General features: G+C 73.5%; 17 protein-coding genes and 1 pseudogene. 15 read left to right on the forward strand and 3 right to left on the reverse strand.

All coding sequences use genetic code 11. The features are described 5' to 3' along the window. The 3 genes and pseudogenes from ACSNOG_RS25800 to ACSNOG_RS25810 all read left to right on the forward strand — a co-directional run. Positions 1-393: pseudogene (locus ACSNOG_RS25800) on the forward strand (hypothetical protein); the annotation flags it as partial. Between the two features lie 58 nt (positions 394-451). Next, positions 452-1981, forward strand: coding sequence for a DUF6777 domain-containing protein (locus tag ACSNOG_RS25805; protein WP_436755100.1), 1530 nt, complete (start codon positions 452-454; stop codon positions 1979-1981). Between the two features lie 76 nt (positions 1982-2057). Further along, the gene (locus ACSNOG_RS25810) at positions 2058-3275 is read left to right on the forward strand and encodes a TerD family protein (protein WP_436755101.1); all 1218 of its coding nucleotides are present in this window, start codon (positions 2058-2060) and stop codon (positions 3273-3275) included. 13 nt (positions 3276-3288) lie between these two features. On the opposite strand, the gene ACSNOG_RS25815 is transcribed toward ACSNOG_RS25810, so the two are convergent. Beyond that, a complete protein-coding gene (locus ACSNOG_RS25815; protein ID WP_436755102.1) occupies positions 3289-4458 on the reverse strand; it encodes a glycosyltransferase in 1170 nt (389 codons plus the stop codon). A 146-nt stretch (positions 4459-4604) separates the two neighbouring features. Here ACSNOG_RS25815 and ACSNOG_RS25820 point away from each other — a divergent pair, with 146 nt between their 5' ends. From ACSNOG_RS25820 to cynR, 4 genes are all read left to right on the forward strand, one after another. Continuing rightward, positions 4605-5402 (forward strand): glutamate racemase, encoded by a 798-nt coding sequence (locus tag ACSNOG_RS25820; protein WP_436755103.1) that lies wholly within the window; start codon positions 4605-4607, stop codon positions 5400-5402. A gap of 68 nt (positions 5403-5470) precedes the next feature. Further along, entirely contained in the window at positions 5471-6076 is a 606-nt protein-coding gene (locus ACSNOG_RS25825) for a hypothetical protein (protein ID WP_436755104.1), read from the forward strand. A gap of 85 nt (positions 6077-6161) precedes the next feature. Then, positions 6162-6641 (forward strand): NUDIX hydrolase, encoded by a 480-nt coding sequence (locus ACSNOG_RS25830; RefSeq protein WP_436755105.1) that lies wholly within the window; start codon positions 6162-6164, stop codon positions 6639-6641. Positions 6642-6752: 111 nt separating this feature from the next. Beyond that, positions 6753-7652: a transcriptional regulator CynR gene (cynR, locus tag ACSNOG_RS25835; protein WP_436755106.1), complete on the forward strand. Its 900-nt coding sequence runs from the start codon at positions 6753-6755 to the stop codon at positions 7650-7652. Here cynR and ACSNOG_RS25840 read toward each other — a convergent pair. Next, on the reverse strand, positions 7600-8316 hold the full coding sequence (locus tag ACSNOG_RS25840) for a DedA family protein (protein WP_436755107.1): 717 nt from the start codon (positions 8314-8316) through the stop codon (positions 7600-7602). The two genes, cynR and ACSNOG_RS25840, sit on opposite strands and share 53 nt — an antisense overlap. 78 nt (positions 8317-8394) lie before the next feature. Beyond that, entirely contained in the window at positions 8395-8772 is a 378-nt protein-coding gene (locus ACSNOG_RS25845) for a hypothetical protein (RefSeq protein WP_436755108.1), read from the reverse strand. 573 nt (positions 8773-9345) lie between these two features. Here ACSNOG_RS25845 and ACSNOG_RS25850 point away from each other — a divergent pair. The 8 genes from ACSNOG_RS25850 to ACSNOG_RS25885 all read left to right on the forward strand — a co-directional run bounded on the left by ACSNOG_RS25850 (position 9346) and on the right by ACSNOG_RS25885 (position 19218). After that, positions 9346-10692, forward strand: coding sequence for an MFS transporter (locus ACSNOG_RS25850; protein WP_436755109.1), 1347 nt, complete (start codon positions 9346-9348; stop codon positions 10690-10692). Positions 10693-10854: 162 nt separating this feature from the next. Continuing rightward, the gene (locus ACSNOG_RS25855) at positions 10855-12264 is read left to right on the forward strand and encodes an NADP-dependent succinic semialdehyde dehydrogenase (RefSeq protein WP_436755110.1); all 1410 of its coding nucleotides are present in this window, start codon (positions 10855-10857) and stop codon (positions 12262-12264) included. A gap of 266 nt (positions 12265-12530) precedes the next feature. Beyond that, positions 12531-12638 (forward strand): keywimysin-related RiPP, encoded by a 108-nt coding sequence (locus tag ACSNOG_RS25860; protein WP_168092546.1) that lies wholly within the window; start codon positions 12531-12533, stop codon positions 12636-12638. A 76-nt stretch (positions 12639-12714) separates the two neighbouring features. Beyond that, positions 12715-14577 (forward strand): lasso peptide isopeptide bond-forming cyclase, encoded by a 1863-nt coding sequence (locus tag ACSNOG_RS25865; protein ID WP_436755111.1) that lies wholly within the window; start codon positions 12715-12717, stop codon positions 14575-14577. A gap of 4 nt (positions 14578-14581) precedes the next feature. Further along, positions 14582-14839, forward strand: coding sequence for a lasso peptide biosynthesis PqqD family chaperone (locus tag ACSNOG_RS25870; protein ID WP_436755112.1), 258 nt, complete (start codon positions 14582-14584; stop codon positions 14837-14839). A gap of 92 nt (positions 14840-14931) precedes the next feature. After that, the gene (locus tag ACSNOG_RS25875; protein WP_436755113.1) at positions 14932-15348 is read left to right on the forward strand and encodes a lasso peptide biosynthesis B2 protein; all 417 of its coding nucleotides are present in this window, start codon (positions 14932-14934) and stop codon (positions 15346-15348) included. A 142-nt stretch (positions 15349-15490) separates the two neighbouring features. Beyond that, positions 15491-17221, forward strand: a complete 1731-nt coding sequence (locus tag ACSNOG_RS25880; protein WP_436755115.1) for an ABC transporter ATP-binding protein — start codon at positions 15491-15493, stop codon at positions 17219-17221. 104 nt (positions 17222-17325) lie between these two features. Next, a complete protein-coding gene (locus ACSNOG_RS25885) occupies positions 17326-19218 on the forward strand; it encodes an ABC transporter ATP-binding protein (RefSeq protein ID WP_436755114.1) in 1893 nt (630 codons plus the stop codon). The last annotated feature ends 114 nt before the right edge of the window (positions 19219-19332 follow it).

Consider the following 19332-nt stretch of genomic DNA (forward strand, 5'->3'; position numbering starts at 1 on the left):
GGTCCGTCCCCTGCCCCCGGCCCCGCGGTTCCGTCCCGCCGCGGCTGGCCCGTCTACCTGGGTCCGCTGCTGGCCCTGCTGCTCATCGTCGGCGGCACCGTGGCCGGGATCCTTGCCGCCGGCGGGCCGGGGGATCCGGACAACGGCCGGCAGCCCGGCGGAGGGACCACGGAGACCACCGGACCCGCGGACAACTCTCCTGCCCCCGACGGCTCGGGCGGCACCGGCGAGTCCGGCGCTCCCGAAGAGTCCGGCGAGCCTGAAACCCCGTCACCCCGCCCCAGCCCGTCGGGTCACGCGACGGACCAACCGACCTATCCGACCACCGAACCCACCAAGAACCCGCCCGGCACGTGCAACGGGGGCTGGGTCACGAAGTGCGCAACACGCTGACGACGACAAGAAGACGACAAGAACACGACCGGCTTTCGGGGGTATGCACATGCGGCTGGTGTCCGATCAGTTCCGGGAGAGGCGGCGCGCATCCGCCCGGCCCGACGCCCGGCGCGCGCCGTCACGGCGCCGCCGGATCCGGGCCGTCGTCCTCTTCACCGTGCCGGCGCTCATAGGCGGGGCGAGCCTCGCCGGGTGCGGTTCCTCGGGAGGCGGGACGAAACTGCAACTCGTCCTGGAGGCGGTGGGGGAGGCCGGCGCCTTCCCCTTCGCCGAGCACGCGGACACCGACCTGCGGGGCGTCGTCTCGGCCTCCCCCGGCGGGGGCGAGTGGCAGGGCGACGACCGGGGCGCGTTCGGCGGCGTCCCGGGCACCACGCGCTGCGACAAGGCCTCGCTCATCAAGCAGATCACCGAGGACCCCGAGAAAGCCCGGGCCTGGGCCGCGGTCAAGGAGATCGACGAGGGCAGCATCGGCGAGTACATCAACAAACTCACCGAGACCTCACTGGAGTTCGACACGCTCGTCAAGAACCACGACTTCCGGGACGGCGAGGCCGCCGAGTACCTCTCGGTGCTGCAGAAGGGTGTGCTCGTCCTCGTCGACGAGTACACCTCGCCCGCCGTCAAGTGCAATTGCGGCAATCCGCTGGCGGAGCCGGACCGCGGCGTGGACGTGAAGGCCGCGTCGTACTCGGGAACCCGCTGGAAGTCGTTCACCGCCACGGAGGTCACGGTCATCAAGGCCCGCACGAAGGAGCAGGGCCCGGTGAAGGAACTGCCTCTGGTCGACCCCTTCCAGGGCGACAAGGCCTTCGACCGCGGCGTCGGCAGCGACGGCAGCAAGGACAGCAAGCCCTTCCGGTGGGATCCGCCGAAGACGCGCCCCACCTCGGGCACGGGCGGGACGCCGGGGTCGCCCGGCGGGCAGGGCAAGTCCTCGTCCCCGTCGGCCGGATCGCCCGGTACGGGCTCGTCCTCCGGCTCGTCTTCCGGCTCGTCCTCGGGCTCGTCCTCCACCGGCTCCGGCGAGCCGTCGGACAGCTCTTCGGCGAGGGGAGTGCCGGGCACCGGCTCGCCCACGGGGCCGGGTGGCGGGACGCGCTCGGGCGGCCCGTCGAAGTCGGGCAAGCCGGGCAGTACGGGACCCGGAACCGGGGGGCCGACGGCCTCGCGGACGAAGCCTCCGGTTCCGACGCCCACGGCCTCGCGGGCGGTCGTGCCGCCCACGACGTCCAAGCCGGTCACGCCGACCGCCCCCAAGCCGGTGACCCCGACGGCGGTGAAGCCGGTGACGCCCACGGCTGCCCGCCCTGTGACGCCCACAGCCGCGCGCCCCGCCACACCGACCGCGGTCAAGCCGGTGACCCCGACCGCGGTCAAGCCGGTCACGCCGACCGCCGCGAAGCCCGTGGCGCCGACGGCGGCCAAGCCGGTGACGCCCACGGCTGCGAAACCCGTCGGGCCCACCGCCGCGAAGCCCGTAGCGCCGACCGCCGCCAAGCCCGAGGCCCCCACGCATCACCCCCCGGCCACCCGGCCGCAGCCTCCACCGGCCACCCACGCCCCGGGCCCCAAACCCTCCTGATCCTTGCCAAGCAGGGACGAACCGCTGTCACGGTACGTTGTCCCTGCAAGCAAGAGACCGTCCATAGGGGTGGAGCATGGGGATGATGAAAGGCGCCAACGTCCGGATTCCGGCGCCGGCGGTGCGGGTCGAGCTGGGGTGGCACGCGGCCGCCGGGGTGCCGGACGTCGACGCCTCCGCCCTGCTGCTCGTGGGCGGGCGGGTCCGCTCGGACGCGGATTTCGTCTTCTACAACCAGGCGGTGCACCCGTCGGGCGCTGTCCGTCACGAGGGCAAGCGGCCTGCGGGCGCCGGGGTGACGACCGACAGCCTCACCGTGGACCTCGCCGCGATCGAACCCGCCGTCGAGACCGTGGTGCTCGCCGCCTCGGCCGACGGCGGCACCTTCGGGCGGGTGCCCGGCCTGTACATCCGCGTCACGGACGCGTCCGCCGGCACGGAGCTCGCGCGCTTCGACAGCACCGACGCCACGGTCGAGACGGCCTTCGTCCTGGGCGAGCTCTACCGCCGCCAGGGCGAGTGGAAGTTCCGGGCGGTGGGCCAGGGCTACAGCAGCGGTCTGGAGGGCCTGGCGACGGACTTCGGCATCAGCGTCGACGAGCCCCAGGCGGCCTCCGTCCCGGCTCCGACGCCCGCCGCACCCGCGCCGCAGCCCGTGCGCCTGACGAAGGTCACGCTCACCAAGGAGGCGCCGACGGTCTCGCTGACCAAGCAGGGCGGCACGTCCGGCTCGCTGCGCGTCAACCTCAACTGGGGCGTGCAGAAGCAGTTCAAGGGGTGGGCCCACAAGTTCGGCAAGGCCATGGCCATGCACTCGGACCTGGACCTCGACCTCGGCGCCCTGTACGAGCTGCGCGACGGCAGCAAGGGCGTGGTGCAGGCCCTGGGCAACTCCTTCGGGTCGCTGCACAGCCCGCCGTTCATCCACCTCGACGGCGACGACCGCACGGGCGCGGTCGAGGCCGGTGAGAACCTCACCGTCAACCTCGACCACATCCAGGACTTCCGGCGGATCCTCGTCTTCGTGACGATCTACGAGGGCGCCCGGAGCTTCGCCGGGCTCCACGCCACGGTCACGCTGCAGCCGCAGTACGGCGCGCCCGTCGACTTCTCGCTCGACGAGTGCACCGTGCTCTCCAACACCTGCGCGCTGGCCCTCATCACCAACAACGGCGGGGACCTCGTCGTCCAGCGCGAGGCCCGCTACCTGGTGCCGGACCGCGGGGTCAGCCCGCAGCGCACGCTCGACCGCGCGTACGGCTGGGGCATGAACTGGACGCCGGGCCGCAAGTGACCGGCGGGGCCGCTCAGGGCGCGGCCTCGGGGCGGGCGTAGGTCCGCCCCTTCCACGCCGCGCCCCGGCCCCGGTAGTGCTGCACCGCGGAGTCCACGGTCATCAGCAGGTAGAGCAGGGCGGTGAACGGCAGCAGGGGCGCCAGCAGGAGCGGCTGCCGGTAGTAGCGCAGCATCGGCACGTACGTTCCGGCCATCACCGCCCAGGCGGCGGCGCCCGCGGCCAGCGGGAGGGCCCGGCCGGTCAGGGCGCCGGCCACCACGGCCACGGGCGGAGCCAGGTAGACCACGGCCAGCCCGGCGACCGTCCCGGCCAGCAGCAGCGGGTTGTGGCGCAGCTGTGCGTACGCGCTGCGGGAGACCATCCGCCACAGCTGCCCGAGGCGCGGATACGGCCGCACGCTGTCCACGCGGTCCGCGAGCCCCAGCCAGATCCGGCCACCCGTGCGCCGCACGGCCCGCGCGAGCGTCACGTCGTCGATCACGGCCTGGCGGATGCTGTCGGGGACCCCGGCCCGCTCGGCCGCCTCCCGGCGCAGGAGCACGCAGCCGCCGGCGGCCGCGGTCGTCCGGGCACCCGGGCGGTTGATCCGGCGGAACGGGTACAGCTGCGCGAAGAAGTAGACGAAGGCCGGCACGATCAGCCGCTCCCAGACGGTCGCCACCCGCAGCCGGGCCATCTGCGAGACGAGGTCCAGGCCGCCCGACCGCGCCGCCGAGACGAGCTCGCGCAGGCTGTCCGGTGCGTGCGCGATGTCGGCGTCGGTGAGCAGCAGGTACTCGGCGTCGGTACGGGCCCGGGCGAGGGCCATGCCGTGCCGCACCGCCCACAGCTTCCCCGTCCAGCCCGGCCCGGGCTCCCCCGGGGAGTCCACGGTCAGCGGCAGTCCGCCGTGCTCGGCCGCCAGGGCCCGGGCCAGTTCGCCGGTGCCGTCGGAGCTGCCGTCGTCCACCAGGAAGACCTCGGCCCGGCCCGGGTAGTCCTGGGCGAGGAGCGAGGGGAGGCTCGCGGGGAGGACTTCGGCCTCGTCCCGGGCGGGCACCACGATCGCGACCGAGGGCCATTCCGCGGGCGGTGTGCGCCCGGGCAGCCTGACGTCCGTCCGCCAGAAGAAGCCCTGGCCCAGCAGCAGCCACGCCCACGCGGCCAGGGAACCCACAGTGATCCAAGTCAGCGCGCTCATCCGCTGCAGTCTGCCGCACGCAGGGCTCTCGCAAGGGGAAACGGAGCGAACCCGGCCGGGGCGGACGGGAGGGGCCGCGGCCAGGTTGTGGCCGGGTCCGGCGCCCGGCGGGCCGCCAACCTCCGGCCATCGATTAAAGTGACCGGGTGAAGATCGCGCTCATGGACTCCGGCAACGGGCTGCTGGCGGCGGCCGCCACTGTGCACCGGCTGCGGCCCGATGCCGATCTGGTCCTCTCCTCCGACCCCGCCAGCATGCCGTGGGGCCCCCGTACGCCCGAGGACGTCATCGCGCGCGCCCTGGGCTGTGCCCGGGCCGCGGCCGAGCGGGGCCCCGACGCACTGATCGTCGCCTGCAACACCGCGTCGGTGTACGCGCTGGCGGCGATAAGGGCGGAGCTGGAGCCGGACCTGCCGGTCATCGGCACCGTGCCGGCGATCAAGCCCGCGGCGGCGGCCGGCGGTCCCGTGGCGATCTGGGCCACGCCGGTCACGACCGGCAGCCCGTACCAGCGCGGCCTGATCCGGGACTTCGCGGCCGGTGTCGAGGTCACGGAGGTGCCCTGCCCGGGTCTGGCCGACGCCGTCCAGCACGCCGACATGGCGGCCGCGGACGCGGCGATCGCAGCGGCGGCAGCGCTCACGCCCCGCAATGTAAGAAGCGTCGTCCTGGGCTGCACCCATTACGAGCTCGTCGCGGAGCGCATTCGCGCCGCCGTCCAGCCCCGGCTGTCGCCGACGGTGGGGCAGCTCACTCTCTACGGCTCGGCGGAGGCCGTCGCGGCCCAGGCGCTGCGCCGGATCGGGGCCGCTCCCGCCCCCGACGCCGAACCGTCCGGGCGCCTGACGGTGCTGCTCGGCGGCCGCGAGGCGGCCATGGAGGCCGCCTCCCTGACCTACCCCGAGGGGCGTTCCCTCCTGGAGGCCGCCGCCGCGCGCCCCTGACCACCCGATCCGGTGCGGTCGGTGCATCACCCCTGCCGCGGTGGCGGAAGGTGAGTAGGCTGCCTGGTATGAGGGACCATTCCAAGGGCCCGCAGGGCCACGAGGGCGACGAGAAGACAGGCGCGGCCGGACCCCCTTCCCCGGCCGACGGCGCCGAGGATCTCGCCGTCTGGACGGGTCGCGCGACGAACCGCGTCCAGTGGCTGCTCGCCGCAGCCGGCGCCGCCTGCCTGGCGCTCGGCGTCGAGCTGGCCGTCGACAGCGCGTGGACCTCAGGTCTGGCCCCTCTCGTCATGGCGGTCGTCGGCTGCGTCGCCGCCGGGCTGCTGATGCTCTACGGCACGCTGGCGTTCGTCCACGTGGCCGTACGGGTCGACGGTGAAGCGCTCGAGGTGCGCTGCGGGCACATCGGCGTGCCGCGCACCCGCATTCCGCTCGCCCATGTGGTCGACGCCGACTTCGCCCCCCGCGTCACGCCGCGGCAGTGGGGCGGCTGGGGCTACCGCTGGCGTCCGGAGAAGGGCACGGCCGTCGTGGTGCGGCGCGGCGAAGGATTCGTGCTGCGCCTGGGCGACGGACGGACGTTCACGGTCACGGTCGACGACGCCGAGTCCGCCGTACGGGTGATCCGTGAGGCCCTGAGGCTCGCCCCCGGGCGCAAAGCTCCGGCCTGACCCCGCCCTGAACTGGGGTTTTTCCGCCGTCCATGCGGCCACCTGGGTGAAGGACAGGCCTGCGGGGACCACTAGGCTCCTGCCTATGCCCACCCCCGATTTCATCCGGAACCTGCGCGCGACCGCGGGTCATCAGCTCCTTTGGATCCCCGGCGTCAGTGCCGTGGTCCTCGACGCCGAGGGCCGTGTGCTCCTCGGCCGCCGCTCGGACAACGGGCAGTGGGCGATCATCGGCGGCATCCCCGATCCCGGCGAGCAACCCGCGGCGGCCATCGTGCGCGAGGTGTACGAGGAGACGGCCGTCCGCTGCGTGGCGGAGCGCGTCCTGGTGGTGGAGGCGCTCGACCCCGTCACCTACCCCAACGGCGACGTCTGTCAGTTCATGGACACCTGTTTCCTGTGCCGTGCAGTGGACGGCGAGGCGTGCGTCAACGACGACGAATCCCTGGAAGTGGGCTGGTTCGAGCCGGACGCCCTGCCGCCGATGCAGGAGTTCGCGGTGCGGCGCATCAAGCACGCGATGGACGCCGGGGCCACGTGGTTCGCGGGGATCGGGGAGCACTGAGCGGGGGCGCTCCGCCCGGCCGGTCGGGAGACGTGTTGCACTCCTCGCACTCCCATAGGCGGCCCCGGGTGTGATCCGTAGCCGTCATCCGTACTGCCTATAGTTGCGGGCATGGAACTGCGCCACCTCCGGTACCTGCTGGCCGTCGCCGAGCACGCGAACTTCACTCGCGCCGCGGAGGCCCTGCACGTCTCGCAGCCGACGCTGTCCCAGCAGATCAAGCAGCTGGAGCGGTCTCTCGGGGTCCAGCTGCTCGACCGGTCCGGACGCACCGTGCGCCTCACCGACGCGGGCGAGGCGTACACCCGCTACGCCCGCCACGCCCTGCAGGACCTCGCGGCGGGCGAGCGCGCGGTGCTCGACGTGCAGGACCTCTCGCGGGGCAGCCTGCGGCTGGCCGCTACGCCGACGTTCACCGCGTATCTGATCGGACCGCTCGTCGCGGAGTTCCACGCCCGGCACGCCGGGATCGCCCTGGACCTCCGCGAGATGGCGCAGGACCGCATCGAAGCGGCCCTCCTGGCCGACGAGCTGGACCTGGGCATCGCCTTCAGCGGCGCGCACCTGCCGGGCGTCGCCGGCACCGGACTGTTCACCGAGACGCTCGGCCTCGTCGTCGGGCCGGATCACCCCTGCGCGGGCCGCGGCGAGCCCCTCCCGGCGGGCGAGCTCGGCGACCACCCGCTCGCCCTCCTCAGCCGCGACTTCGCCACCCGGGGCCACGTCGACGCCTTCCTCGCCGAGCACGGCGTCACGCCGCGCATCGCCGTCGAGGCCGACTCGGTCAACGGGCTCACCGAGATCGTCGGCAGGAGCGCGCTGGCGACCGTACTGCCCGAGGCCGTGACCGGCGGGTCCGGGCGGCTGCACCCCGTGCCGGTCCGGCCGCCGCTGCCCGCGCGCACCGTCACGCTGCTGTGCCGGGAGGCGGGCTACCGCAGCGCCGCGGCGCGGGCGTTCACGGCTCTTGCCGGGCGCTGGGTGCGGGAGCAGGGCTGGCCTCCGGCGTGACGGCCCGGCGCCGCGCGCGGCCGCGCAGCAGTTCGAGACCGACGGGCAGCAGCGACAGCGCGACGACGGCACCGACCACGGGAAGCAGGTAGCGGTCGATGTCGGGCACGACCGAGCCCAGTCCGTAGCCGGCGAGGACGAGCCCCACGGTCCACACCAGGCCGCCGGTCACCTGCCAGAGGGCGAAGGTGCGGGGGGCGACGCCCAGAGCCCCGGCGAGGGGGTTGAGGACGGTGCGCACCACGGGGACGAAGCGGGCGAGGACGATGGCACGGGCGTGGCCGTAGCGCGCGAGCAGCTCCTCGGCGCGCTCGGCGCCCTCGTGCAGCTTGCGGCTGCGGGAGTGGGTCAGGAGCGCCCGCCCGCCGCGCCGGCCGAGGACGAAGCCGACCTGGGCGCCGACGAGGGCACCGGTCACGGAGGCGGCGAGCACCTGCACGAGGTCCAGGTGCGGTCCGGAGTGGGCCCCGCTGCGGGCGAGCAGCCCCGCGGTGAAGAGCAGGGAGTCGCCGGGCAGGAAGAAGCCGATCAGCAGGCCGGTCTCGGCGAACATCACCACGGCGATGCCGAGGGCGCCGAAGGAGGTCAGCAGGGAGGAGGCGTCGAGGAGGTTGACGGCCAGGTCGGCGGTGGGCGATGCGGGCACGAGGGCGTGGCCTCCCATGATCGGCGTCGGGGCGGTGGCCCCGCCGCCCGCGGCCCTGCGGACGGCGGACGAGACTGTAGACGATGCGCGGGGTGCTTACGGGCGCATGCCACTCGCCCGGGCGATGGCGTCGACCTCCCGCCGGTCGTGCTCGCCGGGGCCCGTGCCGCCCGGCGGTCCGGAGGCCGCGGGTGCGCCCGGGGCGCCGTCGGTGCCGACCACGACGTGCATGCCGTGCGGCCCGAGGAATCCGGCGAGCCGGGTGAGGACCCGGCCGAACTCAGGTGTGAACAACTCTTTTTCGCGTGGGGAGAAGGGAATGTCGACCCCGCGCTCCCGGTGCAGGATCGCCTCGTTGAATCCCTTCAGCACCCGCAGCAGCAGGGCGTAGGACTCCGGATCGAGGCTGGTCTGAAGCTCGGCCAGGTAGAGCGCGAACTGCTTGGTGCGCTCCAAGAAGTTCCGGTCGTTCATACGGACATCGTCGCGAAGTTGCCCGCGGCACGTGGGAGTTTCGGCATCTTCGGGCGGGCTGTGGTCTGAAGAATGGATTCGGCGGAGAATCCGTGTTCTGTTTACGGGAATTCAGTCGCGGTTTTCACCCCTGCGGGGGAAGGCCGGTTGCCCCGGGGGAGTGGTGGGCCGCGGCCGCCGATCCGGCGGGCCGGCGAAGGTGCGAGCGGCCGCGACGGCACGGGAACGTGAACGGAATATCGGGGCACGAGAGTTCCAGCTCTCGAAGGGAGAGCCGGGCGCAATTCCCTTGTGCCGGTGTGCCCCGGGCGCTGCCGCAGAACCGGAATCTCACCCTGTTGATAACAGGACGACTTTGCTAACGTATCCGCTGAGTATCCTTCCGAGCACGGCCGGGGAGCTGCCGGGCACAGGCCGACCCAAGCATATGATCGGCAGCTTCGCCAAGTCACCGAGTGCGTCTGCTCCCGTGTGTGGGAACCGGGCTGACGAGCCATTCGCTGGGGCGTACCGGCTCCGACCCGGGCCGGACCCCATGACGTCCCCTCGCTCGGGCAGACTGCAGGGACGCACATGAGAACTCTTCGCGCGGTCCGCGAGTGCCCTCTCGCATTGCGATTGCTATTCATCAACCAGTGCGGCATCGATGCCGGTTTCTATCTGCTCATTCCCTTTCTCGCCACCTATATCGGGCACGACCTCGGAATGTCGGCGGCCGTCGTCGGGCTGGTCCTCGGAGTGCGCAACCTCAGCCAGCAGGGCATGTACATCATCGGCGGCACGGCGGCCGACCGGCTCGGGCCGCGCGCGGTCATCATCGCCGGATGCGCCCTGCGGACCGTCGGCTTCACACTCTTCTCCTTCGGTAACTCCCTGCCGCTGCTGCTCGCCGCCTCCGGTATCAGCGGCCTCGCCGCCGCGCTGTTCTACCCGGCCGTCCGCTCCTACGTCTCGCACGAGTCGGGCGAGCGCAAGGCCGAGGCGTTCGCCCTGCTCAACGTCTTCGCGACGATCGGCTCGCTCCTCGGGCTCCTCGTCGGCAGCGTGCTCTACCTGACCGACTTCCGGATCTGTGCCCTCACGGCGGCCGGGCTGTTCGCCGTGCTGACGGTCGCTCAGGCGTTCGTACTGCCGGCACGCGAGGTCGACAGGGGGCGCGACCCCATCCTGCGGGAGCTGCGGGAAGTGCTCGCCAACCGCCGTTTCCTGTGCTTCGCCTTCGCCACCACCGGCATGTTCATCATGGAGAACCAGCTCTACATGCTGCTGCCGGACGGGGCGCAGCAGGCGTCGGGCTGGGGCGGGGCCGAGGCGCTGCTGCTGAGCGCCGGGGCGGTCGCCAACCTGCTGTTCCAGTTCCGGATCACCCGGAACCTGGAGCAGCGGGGCGGAGGCATGCGCTGGGTCGGGGCCGGGATCGCCGTCATAGGGCTCGGCTTCGTCCCGCCGCTGCTGGTGTGCGACGCGGCGCCGCCCCGGGGCGCGGGCGACGTGGTGCCGCGGCTCCTGGTCATGGTCTCCGCCTCGCTGCTGCTGTACTTCGGCGGGATGGTCGCCTACCCGCCGGTGCTGGGGCTGATCCCGCGGTTCGGCAGCGAGCGGCTGACGGGGACGTACTTCGGCCTGTTCTACGTGCTCTCCGGGGCGACGGCGGCCGGCGGCAACGCCGTGATCGGCTGGGTGATGGACGTCGGCGAGCGGACCGGGCGGGCCTGGCTGCCGTGGGTGGCCTGCCTGGCCTTCGGGCTGGCCTCCGGCTGCGCCGTCGCCTGGCTGTACCGCTGCCGGGCCCTGCCGTGCCCGTATCCGGCGGAGGGCGGAGCGGGGGCGGTGCCGGCCGGCGGGGCCCAGGGGGCGCTGCGGATGCTGCCCGGTCAGCCGCGGGTCGCGGACGATGCGGGGGACCGTACGACGGGGTGACGGCCGCACGACGGGGTGGGAAGCGTACGACGGGGTGAGGGCCGTACCGCTGAGCGGGCCCTCACCGGATGGGTCAAACGGCTCCCGCCGCCGGATTGACCCGCGCCCGGCGTGGTACGGGACGGGGGACCGGCCGAGACATCGAGCTTGAGGAGGGCACCCATGCCCATCGCGACGGTGAACCCCGCGAACGGCGAGACGCTCAGGACGTTCGAGGAGATGGGAGCCGAGGAGATCGAGCAGTGCCTGGCCGCGGCCGCCTCGGCGTTCCGCCGCTACCGCACTTCGGACCCGGCCGAGCGGGCCCGCCTGCTGAACCGGGCCGCGGACCTCCTGGAGCAGGACGTGAACGACGTCGCCCGCACCATGACCACCGAAATGGGCAAGCCGCTGGCCGCCGCGCGCGCGGAGGCGGCGAAGTGCGTGAAGGCCATGCGCTGGTACGCCGCGAACGCGGCGGAGCTGCTGGCGGACGAGCACCCGCCGCAGCCCGAGGTCGACGACTCCGGGGCGGCGCTCGCCCGCGTCCGCTACCGCCCGCTGGGCGTGGTCCTCGCCGTCATGCCGTGGAACTTCCCCCTGTGGCAGGTGATCCGCTTCGCCGCCCCCGCCCTCATGGCCGGCAACGTGGGCCTGCTCAAGCACGCTTCGAACGTGCCGCAGACCGCGCTCTACCTCGGCGACCTCTTCCGCCGTGCGGGTTTTCCCGAGGGCTGCTTCCAGACCCTGCTCGTGGGTTCCCGGGCCGTCGAGGGCATCCTGCGCGACCCCAGGGTCGCCGCGGCCACGCTCACCGGCAGCGAGCCCGCCGGGCGCTCGGTCGCGTCGATCGCCGGTGACGAGGTGAAGAAGACCGTCCTCGAACTGGGCGGCAGCGACCCGTACGTCGTGATGCCCTCGGCCGACCTCGACCGCGCCGTGCGGACCGCGGTCACCGCCCGCGTCCAGAACAACGGCCAGTCGTGCATCGCCGCCAAGCGCTTCATCGTCCACGCCGACGTCCACGACGCCTTCCTCGAAGCCTTCGCCGCCCGGATGGCCGCCCTGACCGTCGGCGACCCCATGGAGGAGAGCACCGACGTCGGCCCCCTGGCCAGTGAACAGGGGCGCGCCGACCTCGAAGAGCTCGTGGACGACGCCGTACGGCGGGGCGCGACGGCCCTGTGCGGCGGCCGGCGGCCGAAGGAGCACCCCGGCGGCTGGTTCTACGAGCCGACGGTCCTCACCGGCGTCACCCCCGACATGCGCATCCACCGCGAGGAGGCGTTCGGCCCGGTGGCCACCGTCTACCGGGTGCACGGCGTGGAGGAGGCCGTCGACCTGGCCAACGACACGCCCTTCGGTCTGAGTTCGAACGTCTGGACACGGGACGAGGCGGAGCAGGAACGCTTCGCCCGGGACATCGAGGCGGGAGGCGTCTTCTTCAACGGCATGACGGCCTCGCATCCGGCCTTGCCGTTCGGCGGGGTCAAGCGTTCGGGTTACGGACGTGAGCTCTCGGGCCACGGCATCAAGGAATTCTGCAATGTGACCACGGTGTGGCACGGGAAGGAACCGGCGGAAGGCGCGTGAGACCCCTGGAAGATTAACGATTTTTCTCACGGAATTTTCCGTTTTCGCAGGTGGCGCAGAGGGTTGTGCGCCCGTGGCGAAGCGGAAAGGAGCGCCCCCGGCGTGACCCCATAGCCAGGGCTGAGGCGTTGTGACGATGTGCTTGTCGTACTTACGGTGAGTGCCGCGGGTCCGCCGATCGGGTATCCGGTACGGATTTCCATGGACTCCGCAGCAGGCGCCTGTCGTAGTCGCACCATCGTCCTCGAACGAGAAGGAGAACGATCATGACGTACGAGCGTCCCACCCTCGCCAAGGCCGGCAGCTTCCGCAAGGTCACCGGCCTGAAGGACAACGGGCCGAAGGACGTCCTGGGCGGCAAGCAGGTCCTCTGACCTGACAGCGGGCGGCGGCCGGCGGCCGCCCCCCGTTCCTCCTGCCACCGGACACCGCCGACGGAAAGCCGCCTCCATGGATCAGTCCCTGTCGCTCCAGTCCGTGCCCTCCTGGTTCGTCGTCCTGCCCGACCACGACGCGGCGGCCGCCCCCGCCGCCAAAGCGCTCTCCTTCGCCTCCCGCAGCCTGCTCCACGCCTCCGGACGGCCCTGGATCGTGGGTCGCTGGGATCCGGAGACGGCCGTGACGGGCGCGCACCGGGACGTGCGGGTCGCGGTGATCGGGGAGCACGCCGTCACGCCGGCCGACGCCGAACGGGCCGCCGCCTCGGCGAGCGGCAGCCCCTCGGCGTCCGCGCTGGACCGCCTCGCCGGCCGGGCCGGCAGCTTTCACCTGCTGGCCAGTTGTTCCGGCCGGATCCGGATCGAGAGCGGTGTCGTCGCCGTGCGGCGCGTCTTCCACGCCGAGGCCGCGACGCCCGGCCGGCCCGTGAGCGTGGCGTCCGACCGCGCCGACGTCCTCGCCGAGCTGGTGGACGCCGGCCTCGACCCGCGCCGCGTCGCCCTCGAAATGCTCGTCTCGGCCGTCCCCCATCCCTGGCACGGCGATCCGCTGTGGCAGGGAGTGCACGCCGTGCCCGCAGGCCACCGGCTGACCCTCGACGCCGAAGGCCGGGCCCGCACCACCCGGTGGTGGTCACCGCCCGACCCCGTCGTCCCCCTCGCCGCGGGCGCCGTGCACCTGAGGGAAGCGCTCGCCGAAGCGGTCGCCGTCCGCACCCGCGGGCGCGACCTGGTCTCGTCCGACCTGGGCGGCCTGGACTCCACGGCGGTGTGCTGCACGGCGGCCCGCGGCGGCGCCCGCGTCGTCGCCTACACCGCCGCCGTCCACGACGAGGCCGGCGACGACGTCTACTGGGCCCGGCGGACCGTGCGCGCGCTGGGCGGCGTCGAGCACCACGTCGTGTCGGCCGGCGAAGTGGCCATGACGTTCGACGGCATCGACACCCTCCGGGACGTCCTCGACACGCCCAGCATCATCACGGTCGACCGCAACCGCCGCATGGGCATCGTGGAACTGGCCGCGGCCCGCGGATCCGGCCTGCACCTCACGGGCCTGGGCGGGGACGAACTCCTGGCCGGCACGCCCGCCCGCCTGCACACCCTGCTGCTCACCCACCCTTTCGTCGCACTCCACGCGATACGCGGGTACGCGGCCAAATACCGCTGGAGCCGCGGAGCGGTGCTGCGCCGGCTCCTGGACCGCAGGCCCTACGGGGCATGGCTCGACCGCCTCGCCCGCGACCTGACCGGCCCGGCCGCCCCCGTGGACGAGCCGTTGCTCGACTGGGCCGTTCCGCCCCGGATGCCGCCCTGGGCCACGCCCGACGCCGTCGCGGCGGCACGCGAACTGATCCTCACCCGCCGGACCCCCGCCGGGCCCCGGGGCCGGGACCGCGGCGAACACCGGGAACTGGCCGCCATGGACGGGATCTCCCAGTGGGTCCGCCACATCGGGCAGATGGCCGCCCCCCTGGGCATCGCGGTCTCCGCGCCCTACTACGACACCCGCGTCGTCGAGGCGGCCCTCGCCGTCCGCCCCCAGGAGCGGATCACCCCCTGGCGGTACAAGCCGCTCATCGTCGAGGCCATGCGCGGCGTCGTGCCGGAGGCCGGCCGCACCCGCAGCACCAAGGCCAACGCCACCTTCGAGGAGGAGGCCGGGCTGCGCCGCAACCGCCGGGCGCTGCTGGCCCTGTGCGAGGACTCCCGGCTGGTGCGACTCGGCCTGGCCGACGGGAAGGTGCTGCACGAGTGGTGCCGCCGCGGCCTGACCGCGGAGACGGAGAGCTACCGGCTCCACCCCACCGTCGCCTGCGAAGTGTGGCTGCGCTCGCGGGAGATGACGTCCCTGCCCGTCGCCGACCGAGAGGCGTGAACCCGTGCCTGCCCTCAAGCCCGGTGTCCTGATGACCGAGACCGAGTACGGCGTCGCGCTGCTCGACCAGCAGAGCGCCGAGTACTGGACGCTCAACCCGACGGCCGCCCTCGTCCTGCGGACGGTGCTGGACGGACACGGCCTCGAACGGGCGGCGGAGCTCCTCACGGCCCAGTACGACGGCGCCGACGCCGCCGAGGTCGGCGAGGACGTCCACCGCATCGTCGACGAGCTGTGCTCGGCAGGACTGCTCACCCCGTAGGCCGCCCTGCTGCCTTGTCGTCCTGCTGCCCTGCCGAGCTGCCGTGCGGCAGCCGTCCGCGGGCCCGCCCTCCCCGACCGAAGAGGCACGCCATGTCGACACCGGAAGCGATCCCCTACCACCCCCGCTCGATCCCGCTCGGCCGCCGCTGCGCGGCCCGGCTCGCCGTCGCCTGCGCGCACCTGCTGGCGACCCAGCCGCCCGCCCGGATCCGGGCCGTCCTGCGCAGGCTGCGGCGCGGCGCCCGGCCCGCCACGCTCGCCGAGGCGAGCACGGCGCGCCGGACGGTGCTCGCCGTGAGCCTCGCCGCCGGGGGCCACAAGGGGTGCCTGCCCCGCTCCCTGGCCACCGTGCTGCTCTGCCGGTGGTACGGCCACTGGCCCACGTGGTGCGTGGGCGTGCGCAACCGGCCGCCGTTCGCCGCGCACGCCTGGGTGGAGGCCGAAGGGGTCCTCGTCGGCGAAGGCGCCGCGGCCGACTACTTCCAGCGCTTCTTCACGGTGGAGTGAGCCGGTGACCGCGCCGCCCTCCGTGGAGACTCCCCCGGCAGGCCCCGCAGCGCCCCCCGGGGCCGGTGCGCCGGGGGGCCGGGGACGCTCGTGGCCGGCCCAGCGGGCCCTGCTGGGCCATCTGCGCCCGCAGCGCCGGCGCATGGCCGCGGGCGTCCTCCTGGGACTCGTCGGCAGCGTCATGGGCCTGGCCCAGCCCCTGGCCGCCAAGCGCGTGGTCGACGACATGGGACGGGGAACGCCGGCGGCCGGGCCCGTCCTCCTGCTCAGCCTGCTGGTGGTGGCCGGGGCGGTCCTCGCGGGGCTGGGGTACTACGTGCTCCAGCACTCGGCCGAGTCCGTCGTGTGCACCGCGCGCCGCCGGCTGACGGACCGTCTCCTGCGGCTGCGCGTGCCCGTGGTCGAAGGTGCCGAGCCCGGCGACCTGATATCCCGCGTGACCTCCGACACCACGCTGCTGCGCCAGACCGCGCCCCAGGCGGTGTCGGCGGCGGTCACCGGCACCCTGGTCACCGCGGCGACGGTCGTCATGATGGGCCTCCTCGACGCCGTCCTGCTGGCCGTCACCCTGGCCGTGGTCGCCTTCGTCGGCGTCGTCGTCGCGCTCGTGGCCCCGCGGATCGGCCGCGCGACCCGCCACACGCAGGAGGCGGTGGGGTGCATCGGGGCCGCGCTGGAGCGGGCGCTGGGCGCCTTCCGCACCGTCAAGGCGTCCGGCGCCGAGCAGCGCGAGTCCGAGGCGCTGCACCGGGCGGCCGAACGCGCCCGGCGCACCGGAGTCCGGGCCGCGGCCTGGGAGGCCGCATCGGCGACGACGTCGGCGGTGGTCGTCCAGGTGTGCTTCCTCGTGGTGCTCGGGGTGGGCGGCGCGCGCGTCACCTCCGGTGCGACGGAGGTCTCCACGCTCGTCGCCTTCCTGCTCTACCTCTTCGCCCTCGCCCCGCGCATCGGCCAGCTGGTCGAGGGCGTCGGCCAGTTCCAGGTGGGATCCGCCGCCGCGGTCCGCATCGCGCAGGTCGAACAGCTGGAGGTCGAACAGCTGGAGGTCGAACAGCTGGAGACGAAGGAGCAGGAGGAGCCCGCGGCTCCCGCGGCCCCCGAGGGCGTGGCGGCGGGGGGCGAGGGCGCCGTCCGGTCACCCCTCGGCGTCACGTTCGACGAAGTGAGCTTCGCGTACCGCCCGGGACTGCCCCGCGTCCACCGCCGGGTCTCCTTCACCGTGCCCGCGCGCGGCCTGACCGCGTTCGTCGGGCCGTCCGGCGCGGGCAAGACCACGGTCTTCTCGCTGATCGAGCGCTTCTACGAGCAGGATTCCGGCCGCGTGCTCCTGGACGGCGAGGACGTGCGCCAGTGGCCGCTGGCCCGGCTCCGCGCGTCCATCGGCTACGTGGAGCAGGACGTCCCCGTCCTCGCCGGCACCCTGCGCGACAACCTCACGCTGGGCGCCCCCGACCCGAGCCCCGCGGAGCTCGCCCGCGTCCTGCGGCTGGCCCGCCTGGACCTGCTCGCGGAGCGCCTCCCGGACGGCCTGGACACCGACGTCGGCCACCGCGGCAGCCGCCTGTCAGGCGGCGAACGGCAGCGCCTGGCCATCGCCCGCGCGCTGCTCCGCCGCCCCGGCCTGCTCCTGCTGGACGAGGCCACGTCCCAGCTCGACGCCGCCAACGAGGCGGCGCTGCGCGACACCATCACCGACACCGCCCGCCGCACCACCGTCCTGGTGATCGCCCACCGGCTCTCCACCGTGACCACCGCGGACCGGATCGTGGTCATGGAGGCCGGGCGCGTCAGGGCGGTGGGCACCCACGCCGAACTGCTGGCTCAGGACGCGCTCTACCGCGACCTGGCGAGGACCCAGCTCCTCGGTCCGTAGCCCGCGCGCTCCCGGACGTTCCCGGCCCGCCGGTGCCACGCTTGAACTCAAGTTTGGTTGAGGTTCTAGCGTGTCGGTATACGACGACTCCGGAGGAGCCCCCCATGAGCATGGAAGTCACCGCGTGGTCATCGCTGCACAACGCGATGAACGCCAAAGAGAGCCGGGGACCCTTCTCCCGGGCCACGCTGCGCCGCATCGGCGGCTTCGCGCGGCCGCACCGCAGGAGAATCGCGCAGTTTCTGCTCCTGAGCGTGGCCATGGCGCTGCTCGCCGTGGCCACGCCGATCCTGGCGGGCCGGGTCGTCAGCGCCATCGTGCGGGGCGACGACGCCGGCACGGTCACCCGCCTCGCCCTCCTCATCGCCGTGATCGCCGTCGCCGAGGCCGGCCTGGGCCTGCTCACGCGCTGGCTCTCCGCCACCCTCGGCGAGGGGCTCATCCTCGACCTGCGGACCGCCGTCTTCGACCACGTCCAGCGGATGCCGGTCGCCTTCTTCACCCGCACCCGCACCGGCGCCCTCGTCAGCCGGCTCAACAACGACGTCATCGGAGCCCAGCGGGCCTTCAGCAACACCCTCTCCGGCGTCGTCTCCAACACCGTCACCCTGCTCCTGACGCTCGGCGTGATGCTCAGCATCTCCTGGCAGATCACACTGCTCGCCCTCGCCCTGCTGCCGGTGTTCGTCGTGCCCGCCCGGAGGATGGGCGCGCGCATGGCCGGGCTGCAGCGCGAGGCCGCCGGGCACAACGCCGCGATGAGCAACCAGATGACCGAGCGGTTCTCCGCGCCCGGCGCCACCCTCGTCAAGCTCTTCGGGCGGCCCTCGGAGGAGTCGGCCGAGTTCGCCTCCCGCGCCCGGGCGGTGCGGGACATCGGCGTCCGCACCGCCATGGCCCAGTCGGCGTTCATCACCGCCCTCACTCTCGTCTCCGCCCTGGCGCTGGCCCTGGTCTACGGGCTCGGCGGCTACTACGCCCTGCACGGCCGGCTGGAGCCGGGGGCCGTTGTCGCCCTCGCCCTGCTTCTCACCCGCCTCTACGCCCCGCTGACCGCCCTCGCCGGTGCCCGCGTCGAGGTGATGAGCGCCCTCGTCAGCTTCGAGCGGGTCTTCGAGATCCTCGACCTCAAGCCGCTGATCGCCGAGAAGCCGCAGGCCCGGCGGGTGCCGGACGGGCCGGTCTCGGTCGAGTTCGACGACGTGCGCTTCGGCTACCCCTCGGCCGACAAGGTCTCCCTCGCCTCCCTGGAGGACGTCGCCGGCCTGGACACCCGCGGCGGCACCGAAGTCCTGCACGGCGTCTCCTTCCGCGCCGAACCGGGCCGGATGGTGGCCCTCGTCGGCTCCTCCGGCGCGGGCAAGTCGACCATCGCCCAGCTGCTTCCCCGGCTCTACGACGCCGACGCCGGGACCGTACGCCTCGGCGGCGTCGACGTGCGCGACCTGAGCGCCGCGTCCATCCGCGAGACGCTCGGCATGGTCACCCAGGACGGCCACCTCTTCCACGACACCGTCCGCGCCAACCTCCTCCTCGCCCGGCCGGAGGCCACGGAGGAAGAGGTCTGGGACGCCCTGCGGCGCGCCCGGCTCGACGGGCTCGTGGCCTCCCTGCCCGACGGTCTGGACACCGTCGTCGGCGAGCGCGGCTACCGTCTCTCCGGCGGCGAACGGCAGCGCCTGACCATCGCCCGCCTGCTGCTGGCCCGCCAGCGCGTCGTCATCCTCGACGAGGCGACCGCCCACCTCGACTCCACCTCCGAGGCCGCCGTCCAGGAAGCACTGGCCGAGGCCCTGGAAGGCCGCACCGCCGTGGTGATCGCCCACCGGCTGTCCACCGTACGGGCGGCCGACCTCATCCTCGTCATCGAGGACGGCCGCGTCGTCGAACGCGGCACCCACAGCGAACTGCTCGCCGCGGGCGGGCGCTACGAGGAACTGCACCGCACGCAGTTCGAGCGCTCGAAGGCGGACGGGGAGGCGGAGCCCGTGCGCTGAGGAGGCACACCGGTCGAACGAACCGGCCGCAAGAACGAGTCGAACGAACCACCCTCAAGAACGAGCGGCCTCGGAGGTGGAGTCGAGGTGGGCGGTCGCCTCGTCGAGGATGAC

The sequence above is a fragment of the Streptomyces sp. URMC 124 genome (genome assembly GCF_051386455.1).
Taxonomy (GTDB): Bacteria; Actinomycetota; Actinomycetes; order Streptomycetales; family Streptomycetaceae; genus Streptomyces.